This window comes from Variovorax durovernensis (assembly GCF_977011995.1).
Window position 1 is genome coordinate 124,494 of the sequence record NZ_CDRNCW010000002.1, and the last position, 26,593, is coordinate 151,086.

Below are 26,593 nucleotides of genomic sequence, written 5' to 3' on the forward strand. Positions count from 1 at the left end.
GACGCTGGCGTGGACGGCATCAACATGATCTGCCAGATGCATCCTGCGACCTACGTCGACTTCATTGACCACGTCACTCCGGTGCTGCAGAAGCGCGGTCTGGCACAAACCGAGTACGCCCCGGGTTCGCTGCGTCAAAAGATGTTCCCGGAAAGCGGTGGACGTTTTCGTGTGCGCGCGAGGCTTGAGCCTGCGCCGCGCCAGCGGGCTCATCGGCATGCCACGCGCCACGCCCAGCTACAAGCTGCAGTGGTCGTGCAGGAACTCGCGAGCGCAGACGTCAATGTCCTGGCCACGCTGCTTGGCACCTGGCTCGGGCCACGGCCCCTGCCGAGCCATGAGACTGAAGAGCATAAGCGCGCTTTCTTCCCGACTTCATCGCAGCCAGCCCCACCGCGGAGACCGCGGCCTGTATCGCGAGCTGAGGTTCAGGGTGCGCAGGATATGCTGAACATGGGCAACCTCGAGGCCAACACCGACGAAGCCATGCCTACCCACCAGTCGCGGACATGTGGCGGACCAGCTTGACCGGCAAGATGCGTCCTTGAAGCGAGAAGTCGTGTCCCTTCGGCTTTTGCTCAACGGCATGGCCGATGGCCTCATGCACGTGCGCCTCGCTCATCGGGCTGCGCAGCAGCTCTCTCAGATCGACGCCGTTCTCGTGGCCGAGGCAGGTGTAGAGAGTGCCGGCAGCCGTCACGCGAACGCGATTGCAGTCACCGCAGAAGTGCGAGGTGAGCGGTGTGATGAAGCCGATGAGCCCGCCGGTTTGCTCGACTCTTGCGTAGCGCGCAGGGCCGCCGCTGCGATCCGTCACGTCGCTCAGAGTCCAGTGCCCGCTGATCTCACGGCGAAGCGCGTCCAGGCCCAGGAACTGTTTCGTGCGATTGCAGCCGGTCTCGCCCAGGGGCATGGTTTCAATCAGGGTCAGGGTCATGCCGCGACCATGTGCGAATTCGATCAGCTCATGGATCTCCAGGTCGGTGACGCCGCGCAAGGCCACGGCGTTGAGTTTGACGGCCATGCCTGCTTCTTGCGCCGCGTCGATGCCGTCCAGCACTTTTTCCAGCGCGCCGCCTCGCGTGATCTGCGCGAAGCGTCGCGGATCCAAAGTGTCGAGCGAAACGTTCAGCCGTCGCACACCTGCTGCCGCTAGGTCCTGCGCGAAGTGCGCCAGCCGCAGGCCGTTGGTTGTCAGTGTCAGCTCGTCCAGAGAGCCATCCTTCAAGCAGCCGGACAGTGACCGGAACAGCTCGATGACCCCCTTGCGCACCAGAGGCTCGCCGCCGGTGATGCGCAGCTTTCTCACGCCACGCGCAATGAACAGGCGAGCGACCCGGTCCAATTCCTCAATCGAGAGCAACTCCGGGCTGGAATGAAATTGCATGTCCTCCGACATGCAGTAGACGCAGCGCAGGTTGCAGCGGTCGGTCGCGGACAGGCGCAGGTAACTGATCTGCCGATCAAATCTGTCGACCAGCGGCGCCACAGTTGGCGCCGACGCAGTCCGGCGCAGTTCCATCAGCATGGAAGCTCCTCGCGCGCTGCTGCGTAAAGATGCTCGAGCGACACGAATTTTTCCCTGGGCTTGCCGAGCTTGGCGCCGCGTGCCATCTCGGCGGCGTTGATGCGCGCCCAGCCCTGGAAGTCGATGTATTTCCCGAAGTGGTGCGTGAGCCTGGTGCCACGGAGGGGATATTCGACCGCCAGCGTCCGATGCGCCAGGGCAGGCAGATCGGCCAGCACCGCCTCGGCGGTCTCGTGGCTGCAGGCGCGGTTGGTGCCGATGGTGCCCTGGGGCCCGCGCTTGCTCCAGCCGCATACGTAGAGGCCGCGCACCAGCTTGCCGTCGTCGACGACGCGGCCGTGGAGATTGGCGTGCGTGCCTCGGCCTTCGTCGTAGGGCACGCCCTCGATCGAGCAGGACCGGCGTCCGATGCTCGAGAACACAAGGCCGCATTCGATACCGACGGACTGCGGACCCGCCGGCCAGCTGCGCGGTCTACTGAAACGAATACGCTCGATCGACGCGGCGCCTTCGATGCCTTGCGGCTCCAGGTGAAAGCGGAACACGCAGCGTTTGTCCTTGGCAGCGCGAACGCCTGCCAGGCGCTCCAGCATTGCAATGGCCGCAGCCTTCTCCGCATCCGTTCCGGCGGGCACCGCGAAGCTTTCGGCACGGATGTCGGCGGTGTCCACCAGCGCGTCACATGAAGGCAGCTCGGCGATCTCATGCAGCTCCCTGGGCGAGAAGCGGATATCGGCAGGACCACGGCGCCCGACGATATGCACCTCGCGAACGCGGCTGTGGGCCAGGGCCTCCAGCGCATGGGCCGCGATGTCGGTGCGGCGCAGTTCGTCCACGCTCTTGAGCAGGATGCGCGCGATGTCGAGCGAGACGTTGCCTTGGCCGACGATCACCGCGCGTTCTCCGGACAGGTCGAAGTGCCAGTTCTTCTGGTCCGGATGGCCGTTGTACCAACCGACGAAATCGCTGGCCAGATGGCTGCCAGGCAGGTCTTCGCCCGGGATGCCCATGTGCCGGCCGAGCGGTGCACCCGTGGCCAGGATGAGCGCGTGGTAGCTCGCCAGCAGGTCGTCGACCGACACGTCCGAACCAAGTTCAAGGCCGCCGACGAACCGAAAGCCGGGCATCGCCGCGATCCGGTCAAAGACGGCGGTCACCTGCTTGAGCTTGGGATGATCGGGGGCCACGCCGTAGCGCACGAGGCCGTAGGGCACGGGCAGGCGCTCCAGCATGTCCACGCGCATCGGCAGCGCCGAGCTCAGGAGGCGCTCGGCGGCGTAGAAGCCGCTGGGGCCCGCGCCCACGATGGCCACCCTGAAAGGTGATGTGCTGGCATCGCTCATAGCCCCAGCTCCATTCGTCGCGCTTCAGCGGTGGGCAAGGGCGGCAGGCGTTCGGAGATCACTGGCGTCTCGGTCGAGCGAAGCCTGTTGATTTCGATCCACTGCGCTTTATCGACTGGAAGAAGGAACGAGGCCTGGATGGCGCCCACGGGACATGCGGTGGCGCAGCCGCCGCAGTCGATGCAGTTCTCTGGATCGATGTAGGTCATCCGCTCGTCCATGTGGAAGCAGGTGACAGGGCAGACGGTGACGCATTCCGTGTAGCGGCACCCGGTGCAGAGGTCGGTGACAACGTAGGCCATATGCGTGAACGAAGAAAAGATGGAAGGGGCGCCCGCTCAGAGCGCGACGACCTGCACCAGCGCGTCGGAGAAGGTCGGCGCGCAGCCCAGGTCGGCGAAGGCCAGAGGCGTGAGCGCGTGCACCGTGGGGCCGGCGCGGTTCGAGCGGTGCCAATAACCCGAGGGCGCCATTACCAGTCCCGGCGAGACGTCTGCTGAGAGCGTGGCCTTGGCCTCGAAGGCTCCCCGATCGTTGAAGACGCGGATCGGCGTTCCGGCGCTGATACCGCGGGCACTCGCGTCATCGGGATGCAGAACCACCATCTGTTCCTCTCCGGCCTGCGCGCGTTGAGCCGGCAGGTTGCCGTAGTTGGAATTGAGAAAGGCATGGCTCTTGGGCGAAATCAGGCTCAAGGGATAGCGCTGCGCCAGGGCGACCGCAGTTGCCGGGCTTTCATTCGGTGCGATGTAGTGCGGTAGCGGGTCCACCGGTTCACCCGACTGCTGGCCGCCGAAGCCCTGTCTGAAGAGCGGCGCCACGAAGTTTCCGCCCTCTGCCATCGACGACTTGAACTCGCACTTGCCGGACGGCGTCGGAAAGTTTCCGTCGCGATGCGGCGCCCAGTCGTCGGAAGCAGGCATGTTCAGGCGCATGAAGCCCTTGCGCCTCAGTTCCTCCAAGGTGATGCCCTCGAGAGCCGGGCTGCCCCAGTCCATGGACGCCTCGATCATCTCGTCGTCGGTCCGATGGAAGAAGGGGTCGTCGATGCCCATTGCCTTGGCCAGGCGCCTGAAGAGCTCGGTGTTGGACACCGCCTCGCCCAACGGCTCGATGGCCGGGTTGTTGTACGAGAGATAGAGATGGCCCCAGGAGAACATGATGTCCTTCTGCTCTAGCTGCGTCGTGGCCGGCAGCAAGATGTCCGCGTAGCGCGCGGTGTCGGTCATGAAGTGCTCGCTGACCACGGTGAAGAGGTCGTCGCGCGCGAGGCCTCGTTCTATCTTGTCCTGGTCGCTGACCATGGCCATCGGGTTGGCGTTGTAGACGAACAGCGAGCGGATCGGCGGATCGAGTGGCGTCTCGCCCGTGAGCGCCGGGCCCAGGCGCCAGGAGTTGATCACACGCATCGATTCGGGCTGAAGATCCGGGCGCATCAGCCCCGGCCAGTTCACCGGAAAGGCCCAGATCGGTAGTTGCAGCAAGCCGCCGCCCACATGCTTCCAAGCGCCGATGAGCGCGGGCAGGCAGGCGATGGCACGCACCGTCTGCCCGCCGCCCGCATGGCGCTCCACTGCGACGCCGATGCGCACGACCGCGGGGGGCGTTGCGGCGTATTCCCGGGTCAGCTTGAAGATGTCCTCCACGGGAATGCCAGTTTGTTCCGCGGCGAACTCTGGCGTGTACTTCTCCACGCGCTCGGCCAGTTCATCGAAGCCCAGCGTGTGCCGGTCGATGTAGTCGCGATCGATCAGGCCTTCCTTGATGAGGATGTGCGCCATCGCCAGGGCCAGCGCACCGTCAGTGCCCGGACGGATGGGAATGTGCCAATCCGCCAGCCGCGCGGTGCGCGTGCGCACCGGATCAATCACCACCAGCTTGGCGCCGTTCTTGCGCGCCTGCTCGATGAAGGGCCAGTGGTGCGAATTCGTGCTCAGCGTGTTGCAGGCCCATAGCACGATGTACTTCGAATGCACGAAGCTCTCGGGGTCTGCGCCTGGCGTGTGACCAATGGTCATCATGTAGGCGGTGCACGAGCCCGAGTCGCAAAAGGTGCGCTCGCACACCGTGGCGCCCAGCTTGTTGAACAGGGGGTCGCCCACGTTCAGGCCGTTGAGGATGCCCTGGGTTCCCAGGTAGCTGTAGGGCAGGATGGACTGTGGGCCATCCGTGGCAATGAGTACCTTCCACCGGCTGGCGATTTCGGCCAGCGCCTCGTCCCACGAGATCCGCTCGAACTTGCCGCTGCCCTTGGGTCCGCTGCGGCGCATTGGATGGAGCAGTCGCTGTTCGCTATAGGTCCGGTCCTGGTAGTTGTTGACCTTCACGCAGAGGCGCCCCCGCGTGAAAGGGTGATCCGGATTGCCGCGCACCGCGACAGCCTTGCCGTCTTCGACGGTGGTCAGGATCGAGCAGGTATCGGGGCAATCGTGGGGGCAGGCGCCCACGACAACGTGTCGGGCCATAGTGTGTCCTTTCTCTCCGGTGCTTTGATGCGATTGGCGTTTGCAGCAAGTCTGGCGAGCAAAGGGCCCAAATGCCTTTTCCGATTGCGACCTTTACTTTTCCTGGTGTGCGAATGATGATTCGGCACGTTTCTTGCGCCTGCCATCCGCAATCAACCTCTTGAGTCGGCCTCGCACCATGTTCGCGCATTCGTTGGACAAGTACGTCAACAGCACGATGCGCCAGACCTCCAATGCGCAGGGCTGGTCGAACATCCTGGCCGAGCGTTGGAGCCATTCGGCAGGCGAGCTTCCGAGGCTGGTGCCGCGCGACACCGAGGTGGCCATCCAGCTGAGCGGCCAGTCACTCGTCGATCGCGCGGGCGGTGGCCGGCGCGAGCACACCCGTGGCCACCGCGGCACTATTTGGCTGTGCCCTGCGGGCGTCGAGGAGGAGTACATCAACGTGGCTGAGCCCATAGCCGACTGCTTGCATTTGTTCTTGCCCGGCCAGGCGTTCTCCGAGACGGTGCAGCGTGAGTTCGACATCGATCCGGCGCGCGCCGGCCTGCGCTACCAGGCGATCGATCACGATCCCTTCGTGAGCATGATCGCGGACCAGATCGTGGGCGAACTGTCCAACGAGACGGGGGTGGGGCGGCTGTTCGTCGAGAGCCTCTCGGTGGTGCTCAGCGCCCACCTCCTGAAAAACTATTCGGAGCTGGGGCTGGTCCGGCCGCCAGCGAACAAGGCGCCCAAGCCGTTGGACAGCCGGCGCCTGTCGCGTGTGGTCGACTTCATTGACGGCAATCTCAACCAGGACTTCACCGTGCTCGAACTTGCAGGCATTGCCTGCATGAGCGTGGGCCACTTCACGCGCAGCTTCAGGGCGGCGACGGGCCGGGCGCCGCATGCCTTCGTAGCCGAACGGCGGCTCATGATGGCGCAGCGCCGTCTGCGCGACGAAAGCTGCTCGATCGAGGAGATCGCGTTTTCGGCGGGCTTCTCGTCGCTGGCCAACTTTTCCAAGGCCTTCCGTCATTCGACCGGTTTGTCGCCCAGCCAGTTCAGGGCCCGCTCCTGAACGCGCACTGCGTGCGGGGCCATCCCGACATGGAAGCGGAAGTGCTCAACGGTAACCGGGGCGAATGAACATCATCGTGCCCCTGTGCCAGAGGATTCACGCCGTCACGCCAAAGAAGTGCTGGCGGTAGCGCGGGGAAACTTCGTCCAGCCGCAACATCAGCGGCAGGTCGGCCGTGTTGAAGGCCACGTCAAGCGCGGGCGGCCCGAGCAGGCGCGCGCCGCAGCGCAGGTAGCCCTTGATGAGCGGCGGCGGTGTGATGTCGCTGTCGGTATGGCGCTCTGACCGCGCGTCTAGCGGCAGCGCAATCCGGGGCGCCACGCGCCAGCGCTGCTCCACCATATGGGTGCGGCACAGCCGGTGCCACAGCCGCGCGGCGGCCAGGCCGTGGTCCTCCATGCCGATGCTGGCGCAGCCGATCATGGTGTCGAGCCGGTGCTCGACCATGTACTGCCCAAGTGCCGTCCACAGCGCCATAATCACGCTGCCCGAGCGCCACTCGGCGTCCACGCACGAGCGGCCCAGTTCCAGCGCGCGGCCGCGCAACGGCATGAGCGGGGTCAGGTCGAACTCGGTGTCGGTGTAGAAGCCGCCCGCGCGCCTCGCCGCCTCGGGCGTCAGCACGCGGTAGGTGCCGATGAGCGGGCCGGGGCCGTTCACGGGGTCCACCGCGCGCACCAGCAAGTGGTCGCAAAACGTATCGAAGCGATCGGCATCGAGCCCGGGCGGCGTGCCCTCGGGCGGCGACAGACTGGCCCCCATCTCCTGCGCAAAGACGCGGTAGCGCAGGCGCTGGGCGTCGCGAAGGTCTTCCTCGCAGTCGGCCCAGCGCGTCTCCAGCACCGGCACGTGCGCGGCGGGCCCGTGGGTTGAAGATGCGTGCGGGGCGATGGTTTCCGTCTGCATGCTGATCTCTCAGTTGGAAGGCGGGTACCGCTCGACCAGGCGGTTCTGCCGCCGGTTGAGCCGTGCCAGGGCCAGCAGCCCGATGGGCCGCACGCCGTTCCTGCGCTGCGCTGCGCCGATGGCGAACAGCAGCCGCTGCTTGGCGAAGACCATGCGAAAGCCTTGCAGCACGCCGATGTCGGGGTCCCAGGCCTCGATGGCCTCGGAGCCCGCGCCGTTGATCTCCATGATGTTGAAGCCGCGCCCGGCGGCCAGTTCGCGCAGGCTGTCGAAGCGCACGTCGAAGCGGCCGAAGTGAAAGGCGGGCATGTCGCGCGCGACCGCGTCGATGGCGCGAGCGAGCTCCGGCGTGGCCAGCGCCGCGCCGTTGCGGTAGAGCCCGCCGACGCGGGTCGAGCCAATGGTGGCCAGCCGCACATGCTGTCCGGCGGCGGGAACGCTGTCGAGCGGCACGCGGCATTCGTGGCGCGGCGAACGCGCGATGCGGCGTGCGCGCGTGTCGGCCGCGATGAGCTCGGCCACGGTGCTGCGGCCGTCGCCCGTCACGCGCGGAAAGTAGCGCAGCGCCAGGCCGATGATGCGGCCCTCGTCCGTCACCGGATCGCGCGCGTAGAAGATGCCGGCTTCGCCCTCCTGCGGCAGGTAGCGTTGCAGCACCACTGTCTCGTCGCGCGGGAACACCGCGAGGTAGGCCTGCAGCGCGGCCATGTCGTGCAGCAGGCGCACGCCGTAGCCGCACAGGCCGAGGTTGGGCTTGACGACCACCGGAAAGCCGAAGCCGCTGCGTTCCATGGCCTGGCGCAGCGCGGGCTCGGTGGCGGTGTCGTCGTTGCGCACAGCGCAGTGGTCGGCGGTGAAGGAGCGCGCGAGCGGCCCCATGCCTTCGAAGTACTCGAGCTTGCCTTCGCCCACCAGCCCGCCCGACGTGAGATGGGGGTTGGCCGCCGACGGCACGGTGACGCCGCCGTGGCGCACCGACAGCCACAGCCACTGCACGACCAGCGGCACGCAGATGAGCCACTTGGGCATGCGTTCGAGCAGGCTGCATTCGCGCACCTGCGACAGGCGGCGCGTGTCGGGGCCGATGTCGAGTTCGGCGGCCACTACCCGGCCCCCACCGGACGGCGGGCGACGAGGCCGACGGCGGCGATGCGGTCGATGTGCGCGTACACCGGCCGCTCCAGCTCTTCCCCGAACACGTCGGGGTCGATTTCCGCATACGACCACTCGAAGCCCGAGGCCGCGAGCAGCGGTTGCACCTCGGAGAGGAAAGGATCTTCGCCCTCCACCATGGCCACGCCGGTGTACAGCAGCAGCCGGCCGCCGGGCGCAAGCCGCTTCAGCGACTCTGCCGCGATGCGCGCGCCCAGTGCCCGTCCGAGGCGCGCGCCGCCGTGCCGGTAGGCGCGCTGCGCGGCGTCGTCGAGGTAGGGCGGGTTGGAGACGATGAGGTCGAATGTGCCCTGCACCGCCGACAGCGCGTCGCCCTGCGCCAGCGCCACGGGAACGCCGGCCACCGCCGCGTTGACGGCGGTGTATTGCAGCGCGAGCGGGTTGATGTCGTTCATGACCACCGTCGCCGCCGCGCCGGCTTCGGCCAGTGCACGCGCCGCGACGATGCCGCCGGCACCGCTTCCGCAGCCGATGTCCAGCACGCGCAGCGGGACTGCGCCGCGGGGCTTGAGCGCTTGCAGGGCATGGCCGATGAAGCGCGCGAAGCGGCTGGTGTCGGGGCCGAAGAACACGGCGTTTTCTTCCACCGTGGGATAGGCCGAGTGGAAGAACAGGTCGTCGCCGAGGCTGGCGATGCGCACGGTGCTGCGCAGCAGCGAACCGTCGCGCCGAACGATGCCGGCTTGCTCCATGCCGGCCAGCAGCGCGGGCGGCAGCGCACCCGCTTCGAACGGGAGGTTCCAGCCGAAGACGTCCCGCAACGTCGAGCCCGGCTCGCGACCGCGCCGCGCGAGCACGCGCTGGTGGGTGAGGGGGGTGACGGTGGTGAAGCGGTAGCCCGTGGCCGCCACCTGGCGCAGTACGCCGGCGGCGTTCAGCATGCGGCGGCCTCCTCGATCTGCAGTTCCGCCGCATAGCGCGCGAAGCAACGCTCGCCGCAGGCCAGCCGCATCAGCGCGCCCTCGGCGATGAACTGCCCGCAGGCCGGGTCGTCCTCGACCAGCGGGCGGATCACTTCGCGCAGCCAGGCGCGTGCGTGCGACACGTCGAGCGCCGCATGCAGGTCGAAGTAGGCGCGCGCGCGGCCGCTCAGGCCCAGGCGGCGCATGCCGGCCGCCACCTGCTTCACGCGGCCCGGCGCGGTGAGCTCGATGACGCCGAGCGCGCCCACGGCGTGGTACGCATAGCGCCGCGAGGTCGCAAGACCCACCATGGTGTTGGCCAGCGCGAGCGACTCCCACACCGTGGTGTCGATGGCCGGATGCAGGTCGAGTTCGCGCACCATGTGCTCGAGCATCTGGCCGTGCATGGCGCTTTGCTTGCCGTGGCCCATCTCGTCCCAGAAGTTGCGCGCGCATTCGAGCTTGGGCTGCGGCGGCAGCTTGACCTGGGTGAAGGCCAGCAGGTCTTCGAAGCCCGCCTCGCCTGCGGCCTCCTGTGTGAGGAACCAGCGCATCTGCGCCAGCGTGGCTTCGTCGGCCAGCCAGTCGAACAGCGGGTGGTGCTGGCCGGGGCCGGTGTGCTCCAGCATCTCGAACCAGCTTGCGAAGTGGTCCGCATTGCCGGCCGCGGCGCAAGCCGCCACCCGTACTTCGCCGCGCAAGGATTCGAGGAAGTCGCCTTCCAGCAGCCGGTGTTCGTGCTCGCGCGCGAGGTCTTTGCGCCACTGGAGGGAAGGAATCCCCGGCTTCAGCCGAGCGGCGTTGAACCGGGCGAGGCGCCGATGCAGTCGCGTCTGCGGGTCCGTGATGTCGTCTGCGGACATGGGCGGTCCTTCTCGTGCGGTGGAGGAAAAGGGCCAGCGTGCGCTTTTGCAGGGTGGCTGTCCGTCAGACAGGGTCTACACATGCGCTCCAGCGCCGGGGCACGCAGACCGCTTTTGCGCTACGAAAAAGGCAGCACCTTGACGTCGAACACCCGCTCGCCGAGCCAGATGGCCGCCACCAGCACCGCCAGCGCCGAGCCGCCGCGCAGCACCAGCGGCGGGTAGCGCTGCCAGTTGCGCAGCGCCAGCAATGCGACGAGCACCACGGCCACCACCATCAGCTGCCCGGCCTCCACGCCCAGGTTGAACTGCAGCAGCGCGACCACGAAGTCGCGCAGCGGCAGGTCGAGCTCGGCCAGCGCGCCCGCGAAGCCGAAACCGTGGATCAGCCCGAACAGGAAGCTGAAGAGCTTGCGGCGACCGCGCAGCACCGGGTAGATGTTGTCGATGGCGGCCAGCATGATGGTGATGGCGATGCCGGGCTCGATGATGCGCGGCGAGATGGTCACGATCTTCAGCCCCGCGAGCGCCAGCGTGATCGAGTGCGCGATGGTGAACATGGTGACGATGCCCAGCATCGGCCACACCGCTTCGCGCCATGCGAGCACCGGCTCCCAGCCGTCCGCACGCCGGCGCAGCACGGCGGGCAGCAGCAGGCAGATCAGGAACAGGATGTGGTCGTAGCCGATGAGGATGTGGTGGATGCCGTCGCGGAAGAAACCGCCGTCGGCCTGCGCTGCGGCATCGATGCCCGCCGCGCCGGCCTCACCGGCATTCCCCGGCCAAGGCACCGAAACCGCCCCGGCCGAGGGGTCGAGCGAGCGCACCGTGGGCTGTGCGCCGCCGGCGCCTTCCGCTTCCATGCGCAACAGGCCTCGATGCGTGGGATCGACCTCGCGGAACAGGCGGTAGTCGATGTCGAGCGCGGCGCCCGCCTTGCATGGCGCCTGCAGCCGCAGCACGAGGTAGGCGCCGTCGATGCGGTCTTCCACGGCCGGCGGCTGCGCTTCGGCCAGCACGCATTGGCCTTGCTGCAGGCGCAGGCGTGCCAGCGCATAGGCGCGGATGTCCGGCAGGCGCGTGCGCACCTCTCCCCAGCTGAGCTTGCGGTCGGCGTTGGTGTCCAGGTCGAGCATCGCGTCGAGGTCGCGCAGCGCGATGTCCCAGCGCAGGTCGATCGTGTCGCCCTTGCGCTGCAGCTGCAGGTAGGCATCGCTCGCCTTGTGGGCGTGCGCCGGCGCCGCGCCGAAGAGCAGCGCGACCAGCACCAGCATGGCGAGCGCGGCCAGGCCGGCGCGTTCAAGGCGTTGCATCGACACGCGCATCCTTCAGTCCGATCTGTTGCATAAGTGCCTTCACTTCGTCGCGCGCGGTGGTGTCGCTGGCGGCCGAGGCGGCTCGCGCGAACACCAGAAAGTCGATGGGCTCGCGCTGCAGTTTGACGTTCAGGCGCGCGAGTTCGAGCGCGCGCTTCGGGTCGTTCTGCACGTCGAGCGCGAACATGGCTTCCTCGCGCGCATGCAGCGCGGTGGTGCCTGGGCGAAGCGCGGCGGCCTCGAAGCGCTGGCGCAGTTCGTCGGCTTCGGCCTGGGCGCTCTTGTCGCGCGCCGCGGCGCCGGCAATGGCCAGCCGCAGCAGCACGGCGTCGCTGCGCGCCTCGTTGGCCAGCAGCTTCGGGATTTCGGCATGGCGCCCGACGCGCTGCAGATAGTCGCTGTAGGCCAGCAGCAGGTAGCCGGAGCGTTGCGCCGCCACGGCCTTGCGATAGGCGGCGTCGGCTTCGGCCTGGCGGCCCGCCAGTTCCTCCACCTCGGCGACGCTGGTCAGCAGCCACTGCCGCGTGTCGGCCTTGTCCGCGTCGCGCAGCGCGGGGTCTGCCAGCAGGGCCTGCAACGCTTGGCGGGCGTCGGCGTGGTTGCCGCGCAGCCCGGCGTTTTCCGCGAGGCAGGCCACGCCGTAGAAGGCGGGGCCCGATCGTCCGAGCGAGCGGCAGGCGGCGTCCGATTCGTTGTAGCGCCCGCGCACGCGAAGAATGGTGGCGAGCGTGATCCACGCCTGCGCATCGTTGGGGCGTCTGGCGAGCGCCATCCGCAGGGTGGCCTCGGCACCGTCGAAGTCATGAAGGAACTGCGCGACCGTGGCGCGCATGACCAGCACGGCCGGCGGGGTCTGGGCCGGCGGCGTGGCTTCCCAGGCCTGCAGCGCGCCCATGGCGTAGCCGGCATATCGCGCGTCGCCCTGTTCGCGGGCCAGATCGAGGTAGGTGGAGGCCGCCGCGATGGCCGTGGCCTCGTCGTTCGGCCGCTGCGCCAGTTCACGGCGCAGCCGGCGTTGTTCGCCCGACCAGCCGGCGACGACGGGCAGTGTCTCCACCACCTCGTCGTCGCTGGCGGGCATGCGCGGCACCGCATGCGTCGCGAAAGCGGCCAGCGCGAGCGCGGCGCCTGCCACCCATGCTGTCGCGGATGCGGTGCGGCGCATGTCGGCTACTGCGTGGCGACCGGCTCTTTGGTCTCCGACGTCGGCGGCGGGTCGAAGACCGCCACGTTCGCCGGTTCGCTCGTGTCGAGCATGGTGGCGACCATCGCCTGCACATAGGCGATGAACTGGTCGTAGGGATCGGCCTGTGCGGGCGGCGGGTTCTGCGGCGGGTTGTTTCCGCCGATCGGGAACGGGTAGAACCCGCCCCCGCCGCCACCTCCGCCGCCGCAGCCGGCAAGGGCCGCGGCCAGAAGCAGGGCGGCGCCGATGCGATGGATGTTTCGGTTCATGCCGTGCTCCCGTTCATGGTGCCGCGGCGGCGTTGACGGCGCCGGGCAGCGGGGTGTTCAGGTAGGGGAACGCAGCCGGGAACTGCGACGGGCTCTGCAGCGCGCCATCGGTGATGGCTGCGCCGCCTGCCGGTGCATCGCTGGGCTTGCAGCCGACCTTGAGCGTGTCGCTGGCACCCGTCAGCACGCACAGGGCGCCCATGGCCACGCGCAGCTCGATGTCCACCACGTCGTCGCCCGGGCGTCGCCCGTTCGGAAAGCCCGCGTTGTCGCCGCCGGCCACGCCCAGGTTGCTCTGGCTCGCCATCGCGGTAGGTGCGATGCCGGTGTTCAGCCGCAGCATTTCCGAAGCCTTGACGTTGGCGGGCTTGTTCAGGCCGTCGATGCCCGTCAGGAAGGCCGCGACCAGGTCGGTGCGCGGGAAGTTCGTGGGCGCCGGCGCGCTGGGGTACAGCGACTGGATCAGCGCGGGCAGCGTCGGGTTGGTCACGTAGGTGGCGAACTGGCCGTCGTCCATCGGCTTGGAGCTGTTGAACGCGTCCTTGTCCTTCAGGCCGATGACCACTTCGTTGACCAGCGGCATGCCCAGGCGCGAGACCTGCGCCCATGCGCCGCCGTTGAGCGTCGTGGTGCCGTGGCCGCTCTTGGGCGGGCTGGCGATCAGCCGGCCCTGGCGCGCGCTGGCCGTGGTCCAGCCGCCGATGATCGGGCCGGTGCCGCCAGCGGTGAGGCAGGAGATCGGCACCTCGAGCGCCAGCGTGCTGACGTTGCGCGTGGCCAGCGTACCCGCGCCGTAGGCGCTGGTCGAGCCGAGCGGGTTGAGGTTGATCAGGTCGAACACCTGGCCCAGCGCGACCGCGAACGGGTCCTGGCGCTGGCCCGCGAACACGCGGCCCCCCGCGGCGCAGCCCGGGATGTTGATGTTGTAGATCTGCTGGGCCGCGTAGGCGGCATAGCCGCTCGGGCCGCCGAAGGTCTTCTCGCCGATATTGTCGGTTGGCCTGTCGAACACGGTGTTGCCGTTGGCGGCATTGGTGACGGCGGCGGCCTGGCCCTTGCGGCGGTCGCCGCGCACGACGGTCAGCGTGAACGTCTCGCGCAGGTTGCTCGTGGCCTGGTTGGGCGCCGAGATCTGGCCGGCCTGCACCAGCGGAATCGAGACCTGCTTGCCCGAGATCGGCAGCTGGATGTCGCGCAGCGTGTTGGTGAAGCGGAACTGGAAGGTCAGGGCTTCCATCGCGCTGCCGGTGTTGTCGATGTGGATCTCGTACAGCCCGTTCGGGTCCATCGTGTAGTAGTTGGGGCCGCCGTACGGGCCCTGGTCGGGCTGGTAGTTGGCGATCAGCGTCACGTAGTCCTGGCGGTTGGGCTCGTAGCTGCGGAACATGTAGAAGTCGGTGCCGTCGAGCTTGGGCATCCCCGCGATCGAGGGCGCCTCGCGGTGGCTGGAGGCGAATGCGCCGACGGCGGCGAGCGCACTGAGCGCGAGAACACAGGCCTGGACAGGCGTTTTGGACAATCTCATCGACGTCACCTCGGTAGTGAAAGTGTTGGAATGGGCACGGACGACTTGCGCGGCCGCGGGCCGGCGCTGTCTGAGTACGGCCAACAAGTTCAGCTGGATGTGTCGACGCGGCTAGGTGCTTGCTCCCTTGCCAGGCCCGCCGTTGTGGTGCAAACGCACGCGGGCGCGGTCAGGTGCGCTGACGGCGCTCAGGTTGCCCAGATGCGCGGCGTGGCGCTCGGCAACTGCCACAGTTCGCCGCGCCATGCCTGCCACACCTGGCGCAGCAGTTGCATCGCGGGTTCGACCACCGGGGCCAGCACGCGCAGCACCACCACCTCGGCATGCGGGCTGGTGGCTCCGGCGCTGTCGTGCAGCGGGCCGGCTTCGAGCAGGCCGCGCGCATGCGCCAGCAGCGCGTCGCGGCGCGCGCGCGCCAGCGGCGAGCCGGCCACGAAGAACAGCGAGGCCATGCAACGGTGGCCGCCAAGGCCCAACGGGCTTTGCAGCAGCCGATGGTCGGCCGCGTCGATGCGTCCACGTTCCAGCCACACGCCCGGCACTTCGATGTGCTGCAGGTAGGTGCCGCGTTCGAAGGGCTGGCCGGCGTTGGGCAGGCCGAGCGCGGTGACGTCCCAGCCGATCAGCTCGGCGCCCGGTGCCACCTCGATGCTCAGGCGGTTCTCGGCCTGGCAGCCGCTGTAGCAGATGGCTTCGAGCGGCAGCCACTCGAGCCGCGCGCCGGCCGCCAGGCGGATGCGGGTGCGCTGCAGCGCCAGTTCGCCTTCGGAGCGGTAGAAGCGCGAGGCCCCGGGCGTGGTGATCAGGCCGTGGCTGCCGTCGGCAGCCTCGATGTCGATGTCGAGCGTGTCGCCGCCCACCAGGCCGCCTGGCGGGTGCACCAGCACGTTGTGGCAGACGGTGTCGCCTTCGGGGTAGAGGCTCTGCAGGATGCGCAGCGGGCCGTCATGGCGAAAGCGAGCGACGGTGCGGGCGGCTTCTTGTCGGTAGTCGAGATGGAGACGGGCGTGCCAGGGCATGCGGCGAGTCTAGTGGTTGCGCCTATTCGAGAAACACCGAGGAACCGGCTTTGCCGGGCCTCAGGTGTTGCCCCGGCCGGGGGATGGAGAAGCGGCACGAAGTGCGCGAAGCCTGGGGGCGGGGACCTTATTTCCAGGCGCCGTCGTGCGCGGCGCTGGCTTCGTCGATCAGCGCGGGGCCGATGCACTCGATGGGATGCGGCGAGGCGCGGAACACGTCGCGGCACGACAATTCGGCGTCGCGCTGGTCCTGCCGCTCGCCGCGGAACACGCGCAGGCGCTCGGCATCGATGCCGAACACCACGCGGCCGATGTTCGACCAGAAGATCGCGCCAGCGCACATCACGCAGGGCTCGCCCGAGGCATAGAGCGTGGCGCCGGCCAGCTCTTCGCGCGAGATGTTGCGTCCTGCCAGCGCGCGCAGTGCGTTGACTTCCGCATGGGCGGTGCAGTCGCCGGTCTCGGTGTTGCTGTTGCCGGCCTCGGCCAATACCTCGCCGGCGGCCGAGACGATGACCGAGCCGAAGGGGCGGTTGCCCCGTCGACGCGCCGCGTGCGACCACACGATGGCCTTGCGCAGGTAGCGGCCGTCGCGCTCGTCGAGCGTTGTTTCGGCGGGATAGGCGGTGTTGTTGTTGCTGCTGCTGAGGATGTTCATGCCTTGGGTAGGGAGCGTTCGCTGCGCGATGGGAGCATTGAAGTGTTGAAGATGGCGTCGGACGCGGGCTTGACCTTGAGGCCGAAGACATCGGCCACCTCGTCGACCTGCTGCTCGAGCGTGAGTTTCTTTATATCGCCAAGGCCGTGGCCGCGCGTGTCCGCCGCGCCCACGTACTGCGCCGTGATGCCCCAGCGCTCGAGTTCGATTTTCTCGTCGAGGATGGGTTCGCGCTGGCGCATGGCCGCGATGCTGGGCGCGGGGTTGGCAAAAGTCTCGACGATGGCCCGGTTGCTCGCGCGCAGGAAGGCCGCCACCGCCTTCGGGTTCTGCGCGACGAGGTTGCTGCTGGCGAGGATCGCGTTGCCGTACAGGTTGACGCCGGCGTCCGCGTACTTGAGCACCGACAGTTCCTCCGGCTTCATGCGCGCGAACAGCGACACCGCCGAGTCGTGGAAGTAGGTGGCGGCATCGACGTCGCCGCGCACCATCACGTTGTCGCGCGCGCTGAAGTCGGTGGTCTGCCACTGGAAGGCATCGGCGCGCATGCCCTGCTTGCGCGCCACCATCGGCCAGGCGCGCCGTGTCGATTCGACGGCTGCGGCAGCCACCTTCTTGCCCGCGAGGCTCCTGAAGTCGGCGCCGACGCCGCGGTCCTTGCGGCCGATGATCACGAATGGTGCGCGGTTGTAGTACTGGTACACGGCCTGCACCATCGGCGTGCCCGGGTTCTGCGCGTTGAACTCCACCAGCGAGCTGATGTCGCCCAGGCCCAGCTGGTACACGCCGCTGGCAATGCGCGTGATCGAGGCGACCGAACACGCGCCGGTGTCGATGCTCACATCGAGCCCCTCGTCCCTGTAGTAGCCCTTGGCCAGCGCGAGGAAGAAGGGTGCGGTCTGCCCGTTGATGCGGAAGTCGAGCGTGAACTTGAGCGGGGTGAGCTTGCCGGTGCTGCCCTGGGCGAACACGGAAGGCGCGGCGATGGGGGCAAGGGCGGCGGTGCCGGCCGCAAGAAAGAATCGACGTTGCATGTGGGGCCTCGGAGTCTTCGGGTCTTGAATCCCTCCGCCGCAAGGCAGAAGGCGTTTCAAGAGCAATTTCCGGGCGGGCGCACGTGGATGGTGCGTGCGCTGCTGAACGCTTCTACTCTTGCACCGGTTGATGCACGAGGCATGCCAAGGCTTTTGCTCGGGCATTGCAAAGGAATGCGTGCATTGCGGAAAAAGCGGAGCCACAATCCGGGCGCGCAATTTGCAAGGCAGCTTGCGCAGAGTAGAAGCGTTCAGCCACGTACCGGGCATCGTCCGTCCCTGGCAGGAAATTGCTCTTTCAGTTCGTCCCCACACGACCACAGAAGGAGTCCGCGCATGCTCGTTACCCAACAACCCGTCTTCCGCAAGTTCTGGCATGCCGTCATGCCGCTCACCGAACTCGCCAACGGCCCGAAGCCTTTCAAGTTGCTGGGCGAAGACATCGTTCTCTTCATCGATTCGCACGGCCAGCCCGCCGCGCTGCGCGACCGCTGCTGCCACCGCACCGCGAAGCTGTCAAAAGGCTGGTGCGTGGACAGCGAAGGCCAGGCCTGCGGCACCGGTGCCATCCAGTGCGGCTATCACGGCTGGACCTACGACCGCAGCGGCCAGGTGGTGCGCATTCCGCAGTACGACGCCGACCGCAAGATTTCGCCCGAGTACCGCACCACGGCCTACCACTGCACCGCGCGCTACGGTTATGCCTGGGTTGCGCTGGAAGATCCGATCGCCGACATCCCCGCCATTCCCGAGTTCGACGACCCGGCCTACCGCACCATCTTCCAGTTCTACGAGGAGTGGCAGACCAGCCCGATGCGCGCGCTGGAGAACTCCTTCGACAACTCGCACTTCAGCTTCGTGCATCGCGCCACCTTCGGCGTGGCCGCGAGCCCGAAGCCGAGCAAGTACGAGCTGGTGGAAAACGATGCGGGCTTCTACGCGGAGACGGTCATCGAGGCCACCAACCCGGTGAAGTTCCATGCGATCAGCGGCGTGACGGACCCCATCACCACGCGCCACATGCGCAACGCCTACTTCCTGCCGTTTTCGCGCCGTCTCGACATCGAGTATCCGAGCGGCGTGCGCCACATCATCATCAACTGCTTCACGCCCATCGACGACGGGCGCATGCAGCTGTGCCAATGGCTGTTCCGCAACGACACCGAGGCCGACTGCGCGGCGCAGATGCTGATCGACTTCGACGATGCGGTGACGCGCGAGGACAAGGACATCCTCGAGTCGACCGACCCGGACGCGCTGGTCGACACGCGCCGGCGCGGTGTGGAGTATTCGATGGAGTCCGACAGGCCGGGCATGCTGATCCGCAAGCACCTGATGCAGCTGCTGGCCAAGCATGGCGAGGCGGAGGTGTACCGCGGCATGAACGCCGCGGTGATTCCGATCGCGAAGGCGGCCTGAACCGCCTCGTTAGGCGTGCGCGGTGGCGGGATTCGGACGCGAGGCGCGCGACGATCCCTGCTCGTAACGGTCCATCGCGAGGCCGTCGGTGCGGATCTCAGGGCGCTGGCCCATCACCATGTCGGAGATGAGCTTGCCCGAGCCGCAGGCCATGGTCCAGCCCAGCGTGCCGTGGCCGGTGTTGAGGAACAGGTCGGCGTAGCGCGTGCCGCCGACGATGGGCGTGCTGTCGGGCGTCATCGGGCGCAGGCCGGTCCAGAAGGTGGCGCGCGGCACGTCGCCGCCGGGGAACAGGTCGGTCACGACCTTTTCGAGCGTGGCGCGGCGCGCCGGGTTCAGGCGCAGGTCGAAGCCGCCCAGCTCGGCCATGCCGCCCACGCGGATGCGGTTGTCGAAGCGCGTGACGGCCACCTTGTAGGTCTCGTCGAGCACCGTCGATTGCGGCGCCAGCGATTCGTCCAGCAGCGGCACGGTCAGCGAATAGCCCTTGACCGGGTACACCGGGATCTCCAGGCCCAGCGAGGCGACGGCGGCGCGCGAATAGCTGCCGAAGGCCATCACGTAGCGGTCGGCCGTGAGGATCTTGCCGGTGGTGGTGCGCACGCCGGTGATGCGGCTGCCGTCGGTTTCCAGGCCGGCAATGCTCTGGCCGAAGCGGAAGTCCACGCCCAGGCCGCGCGCGATTTCCGCGAGGCCGCGGGTGAAGAGGTGGCAGTCGCCGGTTTCGTCGTTGGGCAGGCGCAGGCCGCCGGTGAGGCGGTCGCGCGCGCCCGCCAGCGCGGGCTCGATGCGGGCGAGGCCGTCGCGGTCGAGCAGTTCATAAGGCACGCCGCACTCCTCGAGCACCGCGATGTCGCGCTGCACCGCGTCGAGCTGGGCTTGCGTGCGGAACAGCTGCAGGGTGCCGCCGGTACGCTGCTCGTACTGCAGGCCGGTGTCGGCACGCAGCTGCTGCAGGCAGCCGCGGCTGTATTCGGCCACGCGCATCATGCGTTCCTTGTTCACGGCGTATGCCTCGGGCGAGCAGTTCCGCAGCATTGCGGCCATCCAGCGCAGCTGGAACATCGTGCCGTCGGGGCGGATCGACAGCGGCGCGTGCTTCTTGAACATCCACTTGATGGCCTTCAGCGGAATGCCCGGCGCGGCCCACGGCGTGGAGTAGCCGGGCGACACCTGGCCGGCGTTGCCGAAGCTGGTTTCCTCGGCGGGACCGTCCTGCCGGTCGAGCAGGGTGACCTCCGCGCCGGAGCGCGCGAGGTAGTAGGCCGTGGTGGTACCGATCACGCCGCCGCCGAGAACAATGACTTTCATGGTGTATCCGCCGATTCAAATGGAATGAAAGGAATTTAAGATGCACAATCCAGTGGATTCCATTGTTTTTTGAAATTCGGCAGTGAAATCCACTGCCGTAAATCGCCCAAGGCCGCCTGCGAAGTGAAATGCCCGAACTCGACCGAATCGACCGCCGGATCCTCGATGTTTTGCAGCGCCAGGGCCGCATTTCCATGACCGAACTGGCCGAGCACATCGGACTGTCGGCGTCACCCTGCGCGGAGCGGGTGAAGCGCATGGAGCGCGACGGCGTCATCACCGGCTATCACGCGCGGGTGTCGCCCGAAGCACTGGGCAAGACGCTGCTGGTGTTCGTCGAGATCAAGCTGTCGGCCAAGTCCGGCGACGTGTTCGACAAGGTCAAGCAGGAGCTGCTGCACATGCCCGAGGTGCTCGAATGCCACCTGGTGTCGGGCAGCTTCGACTACCTGGTGAAGGCGCGGCTCAGCGGCATGAGCGAATACCGTCACCTGCTGGGCGACATCCTCAAGAAGCTGCCGGTGGCGGCCGAGTCGCACAGCTACGTGGTGATGGAAGAAATCAAGGAAACCCTGACGCTGGCCGTGGACCGGTGAACAGACCGCTGAACACAACGATGAGCACGAACCGCGACATTCCCGACATCACCATCCGCCCCTGGCGGCTGGACGACTTCGACGCCGTCAAGGCCATCCTCGACGACACCTTTGCGAGCACCTGGCTGCCGCAGCTCACCCCGGAGGCCGCGCGCACCTACCGCGAGAGCGGCGAGCCCGTGGGCTACATCGACGAGATGGGCCCGGCTTTCTTCGTCGCCGAGATCGACGGCGAGGTGGTCGGCATGGTCCACTGGGAGCACGACTTCGTGCATGCGTTGCACGTGCCGGCCGCGCAGCAGCGCCGCGGCATCGCACGCGCGCTGATGGCCTTCGCGGAAGACGGCATGCGCGCCGGCGGCGTGACGCTCGCGCGGCTGGAGACCGACACCTTCAACACGCAGAGCCAGGGCTTCTACCTCGCGCTCGGCTATCGCGAGGCCGACCGCTACCCCGATCTCGAATGGCACAGCGGCTTCACGACCATCCTGTACGTGAAGCCGCTTTCATCCTGAACCGCAACGTCTCACCAAGGACATCCGCATGACCATCTCGATCCGCCGCGACGGCACCACCGGCACGCGCCACATCCTGAAGATCCGCAACCACGAGATCCCGGTCGATGCCTCGCCGGCCGGCGGCGGCAGCGACGCCGGCCCCGAGCCGCACGACCTGTACGACGCATCGCTTGCCGCCTGCAAGGCGCTCACCGTGCTGATCTATGCGCGCCGCAAGGGCATTCCCGTGGAAGACATCGAGGTGGTGGTCGACCGCGACGACAGCGAGGAACGCAAGGGCGTCTACCGCCTGAAGTCCGGCCTGCGCCTGAGCGGCGACCTGAGCGAGGCGCAGCGCGACGAACTGCTGCGCGTGGCGGGCAAGTGCCCGGTGCACAAGCTCATGACCGAGGTAAAGACCGAGATCGAGACCGGCTGGGCCGACTGAGCCCGCGCGGCATTCGTTCGCGCTCAGTTCAGCACGCGGTACGCCCGCAACGCGCGCAGCAGCGCCCACAGGCCGGCCTCGGCCGGCACGCTCTTCTCGTTGAACGACACGGCGATGTACACGTCGTCCGCCGGCACATAGGCCACGACGCTGGTGAAGCCCTCGATGCCGCCGCTGTGGCCCAGCATCAGGCCCGGCCCGTCGGGCACGTCGTAGAGCTGCACGCCCATGCCGTAGAACGAATTGCTCCCCGCGTAGGGGCCGAGCATGGCGGGCATGCCGGTGAACATGCGGTGCACCGAGGCCTCGGGCAGCACCCGGCCGGCCAGCAGCGCGTGCCAGAAGCGCACCAGGTCGCCGCCCGTCGAGGCCAGCGCACCGGCCGCGTAAGGCGTGGCGTACTGGTCGGGTGCATCGACCGGCCGGCCGGCCGCATGCCCGGTGGCCACGGGCAGCTCGACGCCCGGCTTGCGCATGACCGTGTGCGTGAGTGACAGCGGCCGGATGAGCCGCTTTGCGAGCACGTCCGCCAGCGGCGCGCCTTCGACCTTCTCGATGATCACGCCGAGCATCGCGTATCCGGTGTTGGTGTAGCTCCAGTTGGTCCCGGGGCAGAACTGCGGCTTCTGCGCGGTCCCGAGCGCGATGATCTCCGCCGGCGTCCGATAGGCCGTGCCGAACGTGGGCAGGGCGTTGAAGCTCACGAGGCCGCTGGTGTGGCGCAGCAGCTGCTCGACGGTGATGAGCCCGGCGTTGGGTGCATCGGGAAACCACCTGTCGATGGTGTCACCGAGCTTGAGCTTGCGCTCTTCCACCAGCTGCAGCACGACCGCAGCCGTGAGCGTCTTGGCGGTGCTCGCCACCTGGAAGGGCTGCTCGGGTGCCACGGGTTGCGGCGGCTCCTTGCGCGCCAGCCCGCGCGTGGCCGACCAGGTGCCTTCGCCCGGAATCGCGACCGCCACGCTGGCGGCGGGCACGTGCTGCAGCATCTTGTCGAGCGCATTGCCGAGCGAGGCCTGCAGCCCGGCGGGAAGCTCCCCGTCGATGGAGCGCCTGAAGTCTTTCTGCCAGACCGCATTGGGCGCAGAACGCATCGGCGGCCCGGCGTAGACGGGCGAGGGCGCACACGCCGGCTGCGCTTGCGCCAGGCCCCACCACACCGAGGTGGCGAGCAGCACCGCCGACGAAATTTTCAGCAACGTCATTCGAAATTCCGGTTCACGGGCTACGGCTGCCTGGCGGCCTCCGCCTTGGCGCGCGCGGTCTGCACGCGCTTTGCATTGCGGTCGCCCCAATCCGCCAGCGGGCCGAGTGCCTCGTTGAGCGAGGTGCCCAACTTGGTCGCGGAGTATTCCACGCGCGGCGGCACTTCATGGAACACCTCGCGGTGGACGATGCCGTCGGCTTCGAGTTCGCGCAGCTGCTGGATCAGCATCTTCTCGCTGATGCCGGGCAAATGCCGCTTGAGTTCGCCGAAGCGCAAGGACTGCGCGTCCAGTTCGCGGAGGATGACGGCCTTCCATTTGCCGCCGATGACGTCGAACGCAGCGGCGATGCCGCTGTTGCCGGATTTCTTTGATTTCATTCTTGGCCTGGAGGATTGCACCGTCGGGCTCAGGCCCATGTCATGAACTGGATCGCGCGCAGCACTTCGGCTTCGCGCTCCATGAAGAAATCGGTGTGGTTGCTGTTGTCGAGGGTCAGGCGATTGGGCGTGTCGAGTGCCGCCACGAGCTTGTTCGAATCGGAAATGCGCGCGCGGCGAAGGATCCGCAGGTAGGTCTCCGCATCCTTCTGCGTTTTCGCATCGAGCGGCTGCTCGAGCCAGGGACACAGGTCGCGGTTTTCCGCGGGCAAGGCGCTCACGACCAGGGACGGAGCCCGCACGGCCTTGTAGTCGGGTGAGTAGGAGTGGGCTGCTGTATCCATTGCGTTGTTCACTTCGCTCGGTGTGTTGATGCTCACGCTGCCGTCGGCATGGATGTCGATGGCGTTGCGCAGGTTCGCCTCCAGCGCCGGCCACCAGTTCTTCGACGTTCGGCGGGCGAAGGCAATGGCCGCCTGCAGCGAGCGAAGGTCTTCCGGCTTCGGGCTGGGCTCTTCGAGCAGGGTGTTCTTCGGCGCCTCCTCACCGCCGCTGTCTCCGTCAACCGTGTAATCGAAAGTCGTGTCGAGGTAGATGAGACCTTGCGTGCGCTCAGGGTAGAGCCCCGCGAAGCGCGTGATCTCGTTGCCCGCGATCGAATGGCCGGCCAGCACCGCGCGATTCACGCCCATCGCGTCGAGCACCGCTTTCAGGTCGGCCACGAGCGTGTCCACCTCGTAGAACTGCGTGGTGGTCTTCACCGGCAGCGGCTTGTCCGAAAGGCCGTAGCCGCGTCGGCTGATCGCGATCACGCGCGACTTCGCGGCCAGCGCCGGCGCGAGACTGTCGAAGCTGCCCGCGTTGGCGCCGAGTCCGGCCAGCAGCACGAAGACCGGGCCGGTGCCGCGAGGCGATTGCCAGTCGCGCACCTGCAGGGAAACTGCAGGCGAGTCGGACACCTTCACCCGGCGGTCGATGACGGAGACCTTGCCCTCGTCGACCGTACTGGCTGCGCCTGCACCCGCATCTCCGCTCGCCCCAGTGCCGCTCCCCGCGATGCCGATGCCGCCATGGCCGCGTCCGCCGCCGCCGCAGGCCGCAAGTCCGGCGACACCTGTCAGGGCCATGGCCTGCAGGAGGTTCCTGCGCCGGAGCCGAACACGGTCGGGCTGGTCCTGGGGCTGCAAGAGGGGAGAGGAGCGACGCATTCGATGTTCCATTTCCGTATGTGAGGAGTCGCTGCAGTGTCGTTTTCGTACCTGAAGGTCCGCTTGGGCGTTCATGAAGATTTCCTGAAGTACCCCGCAGCCGCTTGTCAGATACTTCGGCCTCATTCCCGCCACCGGGCGGGGTTCGTTCGCATGGAGGCCCATGAATCTTTTGCTTGTTGAGGACGACCTTGATCTGGGCAACGGCGTGCGCATTGCGCTGGCCAATCAAGGCATGGATGTGGTGTGGGTCCGCAGACTCGACGACGCCCTGCGCACCCTCGACGGCGGCACATTCGACATGGTGTTGCTCGACCTCGGCCTGCCGGACGGCGACGGGCTCGACCTGCTGTTCCGCCTGCGCCGCGACCGCCAGATATTGCCGGTGCTGGTGCTGAGCGCGCGCGATGCGCTCAACGACCGGCTGCGCAGCCTGGACGACGGTGCCGACGACTACCTGGTCAAGCCCTTCGCGCTGGCCGAGCTGCTGTCGCGGGTGCGTGCGCTCGCGCGCCGCAGCTACGGCTTCAACGACGAGACCATCCGCATGCGCGGGCTGGCGCTGCACGAGCCCACGCGCGGCGTGCTCGTCGACGGCGAGCCGGTCGAGCTGTCGCGCTGCGAGTTCGACCTGCTGGCGCTGCTGCTCAAGCGCACCGGCCGCGTGGTCACGCGCCGCGTGATGGAAGAGCAGGTGCTGCCCGGCGGGCAGGCCAACGGCAGCAACTCGCTCGAAGTGCATATCTCCAACCTGCGCCGCAAGATCGGCCAGGGCTATATCCGCACGGTGCGCGGCATCGGCTATGTGATCGACGTGCAATCGCTGGTGCGGAGCACGACGAAATGATGCAGGCGCTGGCGCAGCGCTGGAAGAACTGGAAACAACCTTCCCTGATGCGGCGCCTGCTGCTGGCGCAGATGGGCGTGGTGGCCTTGCTGTGGACCATGGCCATCGCGCTGCTGCTGTACGACTCGTACGAAGACCCCGAGCTGCTCAAGTACGACAAGATCTTCCAGACCGTGCTGGCGATCTCGCAGAACACGGCCGACCATCCCGAAAAGCAGCAGGAGACGCTGGCCGCCTTCGACGCGGCGCTGCTCGAGACGGTGGGCGACGGCGACGCCGCGTCCGATTCCGCCCCGGTCATGCAGGTGTGGCAGGGGGACAGGCTGATCTACCGGTCGACCGCGGCGGTGCCGGTGATCCTCAATTCGGCGCCCAACCGCATCGAGACGGTGAAGGCGGGCAACCGCGAATGGCGCGCGCGCACGCTGGTGTCTCCCACCACGGACACCCGCGTCATGCTGGCCGAGCCCAGCGTGTGGCGCCTGACGGTGACCGTGATGTACCGGGGCTACTACCTGCTGCCGCTGGTCATCAGCCTGCCGTTCCTGGTGTTCCCGGCGTGGCTGTCGGTGCGGCTCGCGCTGCGGCCCTGGCGCCAGGTGAGCAAGGAAACCGCCGAGCGCGGTCCCGCCGACCTCACGCCGCTGTCGTACACGCCGCCGCACAAGGAGCTGCAGCCGCTGGTGCAGAGCATCAACAGCCTGCTGCAGCGGGTGCGCGACAGCACCTCGCGCGAGCGCAGCCTGATCGCCGATGCGGCGCACGAACTGCGAACGCCGCTGGCCGCCATGCGCGTGAACGTCGAGGCGCTGAAGGAGCAGAGCACCGACGAGGGCCAGCGCGAGCTCATGGGCAACCTGCTGCGCAGCAACGACCGCGCGGCCCGGCTGGTGGGGCAGCTGCTGCAGCTCATGCGCAGTGATGCGGTCTCGGACAACGCGCTGCCGGTGATGCTGTCGCTCGACGCGCTGGTGCAGGACCGCCTCGCGATGATCGAGGGCCTGGCCAGCGCCCGGGGCATCGAGCTGGAACTGGTGTGCGAAGACAACGTGCCGGTGCTGGGCGAGCGCGAGAGCCTGGTCTCGATGATCGACAACCTCGTCAACAACGCCATCAAGTACAGCCCCGCGGGCGGCACGGTGATGGTCCACGTGGCGCACGAGGGGCCGCATGCGCTGCTGACGGTGGCCGACCAGGGGCCGGGCATTCCGGCCGCGCTGCGCGAGCGGGTGTTCGACCGCTTCTTCCGCAACCCCGACCAGACCCAGAGCGGCAGCGGGCTGGGCCTGGCCATCGTGAAGTCGGTGGTCGACCGGCACGGCGGCGAGGTGACGCTCGGCGAAACCGCCGAAGGCGGCCTGCTGGCGACGGTGCGGCTGCCGCTGGCGATGGCCGAGGCGCCGCAGCCCATGCTCTGCAGCTGAGACCGCCC

27 protein-coding genes are annotated in these 26,593 nt (G+C 67.8%); 8 read left to right on the plus strand and 19 right to left on the minus strand.

Annotation, left to right across the window (positions count from 1 at the left end; all coding sequences use genetic code 11):
* Positions 1-9: 9 nt before the first annotated feature.
* Positions 10-528 carry a hypothetical protein gene (locus tag ACWV14_RS32645; RefSeq protein WP_454907966.1) on the plus strand — a complete coding sequence of 173 codons (519 nt, stop codon included), beginning with the start codon at positions 10-12 and terminating at the stop codon, positions 526-528.
* On the opposite strand, the gene moaA is transcribed toward ACWV14_RS32645, so the two are convergent.
* Genes moaA through ACWV14_RS32665 form a run of 4 tightly spaced genes read right to left on the minus strand, consistent with a single transcriptional unit; the run spans position 491 to position 5,336 of the window.
* Positions 491-1,528 carry a GTP 3',8-cyclase MoaA gene (gene moaA, locus ACWV14_RS32650; protein WP_454907967.1) on the minus strand — a complete coding sequence of 346 codons (1,038 nt, stop codon included), beginning with the start codon at positions 1,526-1,528 and terminating at the stop codon, positions 491-493. The genes ACWV14_RS32645 and moaA overlap by 38 nt on opposite strands.
* Entirely contained in the window at positions 1,522-2,871 is a 1,350-nt protein-coding gene (locus ACWV14_RS32655; protein WP_454907968.1) for an FAD-dependent oxidoreductase, read from the minus strand. The genes moaA and ACWV14_RS32655 overlap by 7 nt, the downstream gene beginning before the upstream one ends.
* Positions 2,868-3,173 (minus strand): 4Fe-4S dicluster domain-containing protein, encoded by a 306-nt coding sequence (locus tag ACWV14_RS32660; protein WP_454907969.1) that lies wholly within the window; start codon positions 3,171-3,173, stop codon positions 2,868-2,870. Before ACWV14_RS32660 ends, ACWV14_RS32655 begins: the two co-directional genes overlap by 4 nt.
* Positions 3,174-3,209: 36 nt before the next feature.
* Complete coding sequence (locus tag ACWV14_RS32665) at positions 3,210-5,336, minus strand: molybdopterin-containing oxidoreductase family protein (protein WP_454907970.1); 2,127 nt, start codon at positions 5,334-5,336, stop codon at positions 3,210-3,212.
* Positions 5,337-5,514: 178 nt separating this feature from the next.
* Here ACWV14_RS32665 and ACWV14_RS32670 point away from each other — a divergent pair, with 178 nt between their 5' ends.
* Positions 5,515-6,399: a helix-turn-helix domain-containing protein gene (locus ACWV14_RS32670; protein ID WP_454914202.1), complete on the plus strand. Its 885-nt coding sequence runs from the start codon at positions 5,515-5,517 to the stop codon at positions 6,397-6,399.
* 96 nt (positions 6,400-6,495) lie between these two features.
* Here the strand turns inward: ACWV14_RS32670 and ACWV14_RS32675 are convergent, their stop codons facing one another.
* The 11 genes from ACWV14_RS32675 to ACWV14_RS32725 all read right to left on the minus strand — a co-directional run bounded on the left by ACWV14_RS32675 (position 6,496) and on the right by ACWV14_RS32725 (position 17,250).
* Positions 6,496-7,305, minus strand: coding sequence for a GNAT family N-acetyltransferase (locus ACWV14_RS32675; RefSeq protein WP_454907972.1), 810 nt, complete (start codon positions 7,303-7,305; stop codon positions 6,496-6,498).
* Between the two features lie 9 nt (positions 7,306-7,314).
* Positions 7,315-8,409: a hypothetical protein gene (locus ACWV14_RS32680; RefSeq protein ID WP_454907973.1), complete on the minus strand. Its 1,095-nt coding sequence runs from the start codon at positions 8,407-8,409 to the stop codon at positions 7,315-7,317.
* Positions 8,409-9,359, minus strand: coding sequence for a methyltransferase (locus ACWV14_RS32685; RefSeq protein ID WP_454907974.1), 951 nt, complete (start codon positions 9,357-9,359; stop codon positions 8,409-8,411). The genes ACWV14_RS32680 and ACWV14_RS32685 overlap by 1 nt, the downstream gene beginning before the upstream one ends.
* A complete protein-coding gene (locus ACWV14_RS32690; RefSeq protein WP_454907975.1) occupies positions 9,353-10,243 on the minus strand; it encodes an iron-containing redox enzyme family protein in 891 nt (296 codons plus the stop codon). Before ACWV14_RS32690 ends, ACWV14_RS32685 begins: the two co-directional genes overlap by 7 nt.
* Positions 10,244-10,362: 119 nt before the next feature.
* Complete coding sequence (locus ACWV14_RS32695) at positions 10,363-11,556, minus strand: HupE/UreJ family protein (RefSeq protein WP_454907976.1); 1,194 nt, start codon at positions 11,554-11,556, stop codon at positions 10,363-10,365.
* Complete coding sequence (locus tag ACWV14_RS32700) at positions 11,543-12,724, minus strand: hypothetical protein (RefSeq protein WP_454907977.1); 1,182 nt, start codon at positions 12,722-12,724, stop codon at positions 11,543-11,545. The genes ACWV14_RS32695 and ACWV14_RS32700 overlap by 14 nt, the downstream gene beginning before the upstream one ends.
* 5 nt (positions 12,725-12,729) lie before the next feature.
* Positions 12,730-13,014 carry a hypothetical protein gene (locus ACWV14_RS32705; RefSeq protein ID WP_454907978.1) on the minus strand — a complete coding sequence of 95 codons (285 nt, stop codon included), beginning with the start codon at positions 13,012-13,014 and terminating at the stop codon, positions 12,730-12,732.
* A 13-nt stretch (positions 13,015-13,027) separates the two neighbouring features.
* Entirely contained in the window at positions 13,028-14,539 is a 1,512-nt protein-coding gene (locus ACWV14_RS32710; RefSeq protein WP_454907979.1) for a DUF4331 domain-containing protein, read from the minus strand.
* A gap of 188 nt (positions 14,540-14,727) precedes the next feature.
* Positions 14,728-15,558 carry an urease accessory protein UreD gene (locus ACWV14_RS32715; RefSeq protein WP_454907980.1) on the minus strand — a complete coding sequence of 277 codons (831 nt, stop codon included), beginning with the start codon at positions 15,556-15,558 and terminating at the stop codon, positions 14,728-14,730.
* A 127-nt stretch (positions 15,559-15,685) separates the two neighbouring features.
* Positions 15,686-16,216: a nucleoside deaminase gene (locus tag ACWV14_RS32720; RefSeq protein WP_454907981.1), complete on the minus strand. Its 531-nt coding sequence runs from the start codon at positions 16,214-16,216 to the stop codon at positions 15,686-15,688.
* Entirely contained in the window at positions 16,213-17,250 is a 1,038-nt protein-coding gene (locus ACWV14_RS32725) for an ABC transporter substrate-binding protein (RefSeq protein ID WP_454907982.1), read from the minus strand. Before ACWV14_RS32725 ends, ACWV14_RS32720 begins: the two co-directional genes overlap by 4 nt.
* 336 nt (positions 17,251-17,586) lie before the next feature.
* On the opposite strand from ACWV14_RS32725, the gene ACWV14_RS32730 reads away from it, so the two are divergent.
* On the plus strand, positions 17,587-18,669 hold the full coding sequence (locus tag ACWV14_RS32730) for an aromatic ring-hydroxylating dioxygenase subunit alpha (protein WP_454907983.1): 1,083 nt from the start codon (positions 17,587-17,589) through the stop codon (positions 18,667-18,669).
* A 9-nt stretch (positions 18,670-18,678) separates the two neighbouring features.
* Here the strand turns inward: ACWV14_RS32730 and ACWV14_RS32735 are convergent, their stop codons facing one another.
* A complete protein-coding gene (locus tag ACWV14_RS32735) occupies positions 18,679-19,980 on the minus strand; it encodes a D-amino acid dehydrogenase (RefSeq protein WP_454907984.1) in 1,302 nt (433 codons plus the stop codon).
* A gap of 128 nt (positions 19,981-20,108) precedes the next feature.
* On the opposite strand from ACWV14_RS32735, the gene ACWV14_RS32740 reads away from it, so the two are divergent.
* From ACWV14_RS32740 to ACWV14_RS32750, 3 genes are read left to right on the plus strand one after another with little or no spacing between them, the layout of a single operon-like run.
* Entirely contained in the window at positions 20,109-20,576 is a 468-nt protein-coding gene (locus tag ACWV14_RS32740; protein ID WP_237677263.1) for a winged helix-turn-helix transcriptional regulator, read from the plus strand.
* A 20-nt stretch (positions 20,577-20,596) separates the two neighbouring features.
* Positions 20,597-21,091: an N-acetyltransferase family protein gene (locus tag ACWV14_RS32745; protein WP_454907985.1), complete on the plus strand. Its 495-nt coding sequence runs from the start codon at positions 20,597-20,599 to the stop codon at positions 21,089-21,091.
* A gap of 28 nt (positions 21,092-21,119) precedes the next feature.
* Complete coding sequence (locus ACWV14_RS32750; protein WP_454907986.1) at positions 21,120-21,521, plus strand: OsmC family protein; 402 nt, start codon at positions 21,120-21,122, stop codon at positions 21,519-21,521.
* A 23-nt stretch (positions 21,522-21,544) separates the two neighbouring features.
* On the opposite strand, the gene ACWV14_RS32755 is transcribed toward ACWV14_RS32750, so the two are convergent.
* From ACWV14_RS32755 to ACWV14_RS32765, 3 genes are read right to left on the minus strand one after another with little or no spacing between them, the layout of a single operon-like run.
* Entirely contained in the window at positions 21,545-22,726 is a 1,182-nt protein-coding gene (locus ACWV14_RS32755) for a serine hydrolase domain-containing protein (RefSeq protein ID WP_454907987.1), read from the minus strand.
* Between the two features lie 20 nt (positions 22,727-22,746).
* Complete coding sequence (locus ACWV14_RS32760; RefSeq protein WP_454907988.1) at positions 22,747-23,106, minus strand: winged helix-turn-helix transcriptional regulator; 360 nt, start codon at positions 23,104-23,106, stop codon at positions 22,747-22,749.
* 29 nt (positions 23,107-23,135) lie between these two features.
* On the minus strand, positions 23,136-24,233 hold the full coding sequence (locus ACWV14_RS32765; protein ID WP_454907989.1) for an alpha/beta fold hydrolase: 1,098 nt from the start codon (positions 24,231-24,233) through the stop codon (positions 23,136-23,138).
* A 244-nt stretch (positions 24,234-24,477) separates the two neighbouring features.
* On the opposite strand from ACWV14_RS32765, the gene ACWV14_RS32770 reads away from it, so the two are divergent.
* The gene (locus ACWV14_RS32770; protein ID WP_081269315.1) at positions 24,478-25,161 is read left to right on the plus strand and encodes a response regulator; all 684 of its coding nucleotides are present in this window, start codon (positions 24,478-24,480) and stop codon (positions 25,159-25,161) included.
* Positions 25,158-26,585, plus strand: coding sequence for a sensor histidine kinase (locus tag ACWV14_RS32775; RefSeq protein ID WP_454907990.1), 1,428 nt, complete (start codon positions 25,158-25,160; stop codon positions 26,583-26,585). Before ACWV14_RS32770 ends, ACWV14_RS32775 begins: the two co-directional genes overlap by 4 nt.
* Positions 26,586-26,593 lie beyond the last annotated feature (8 nt).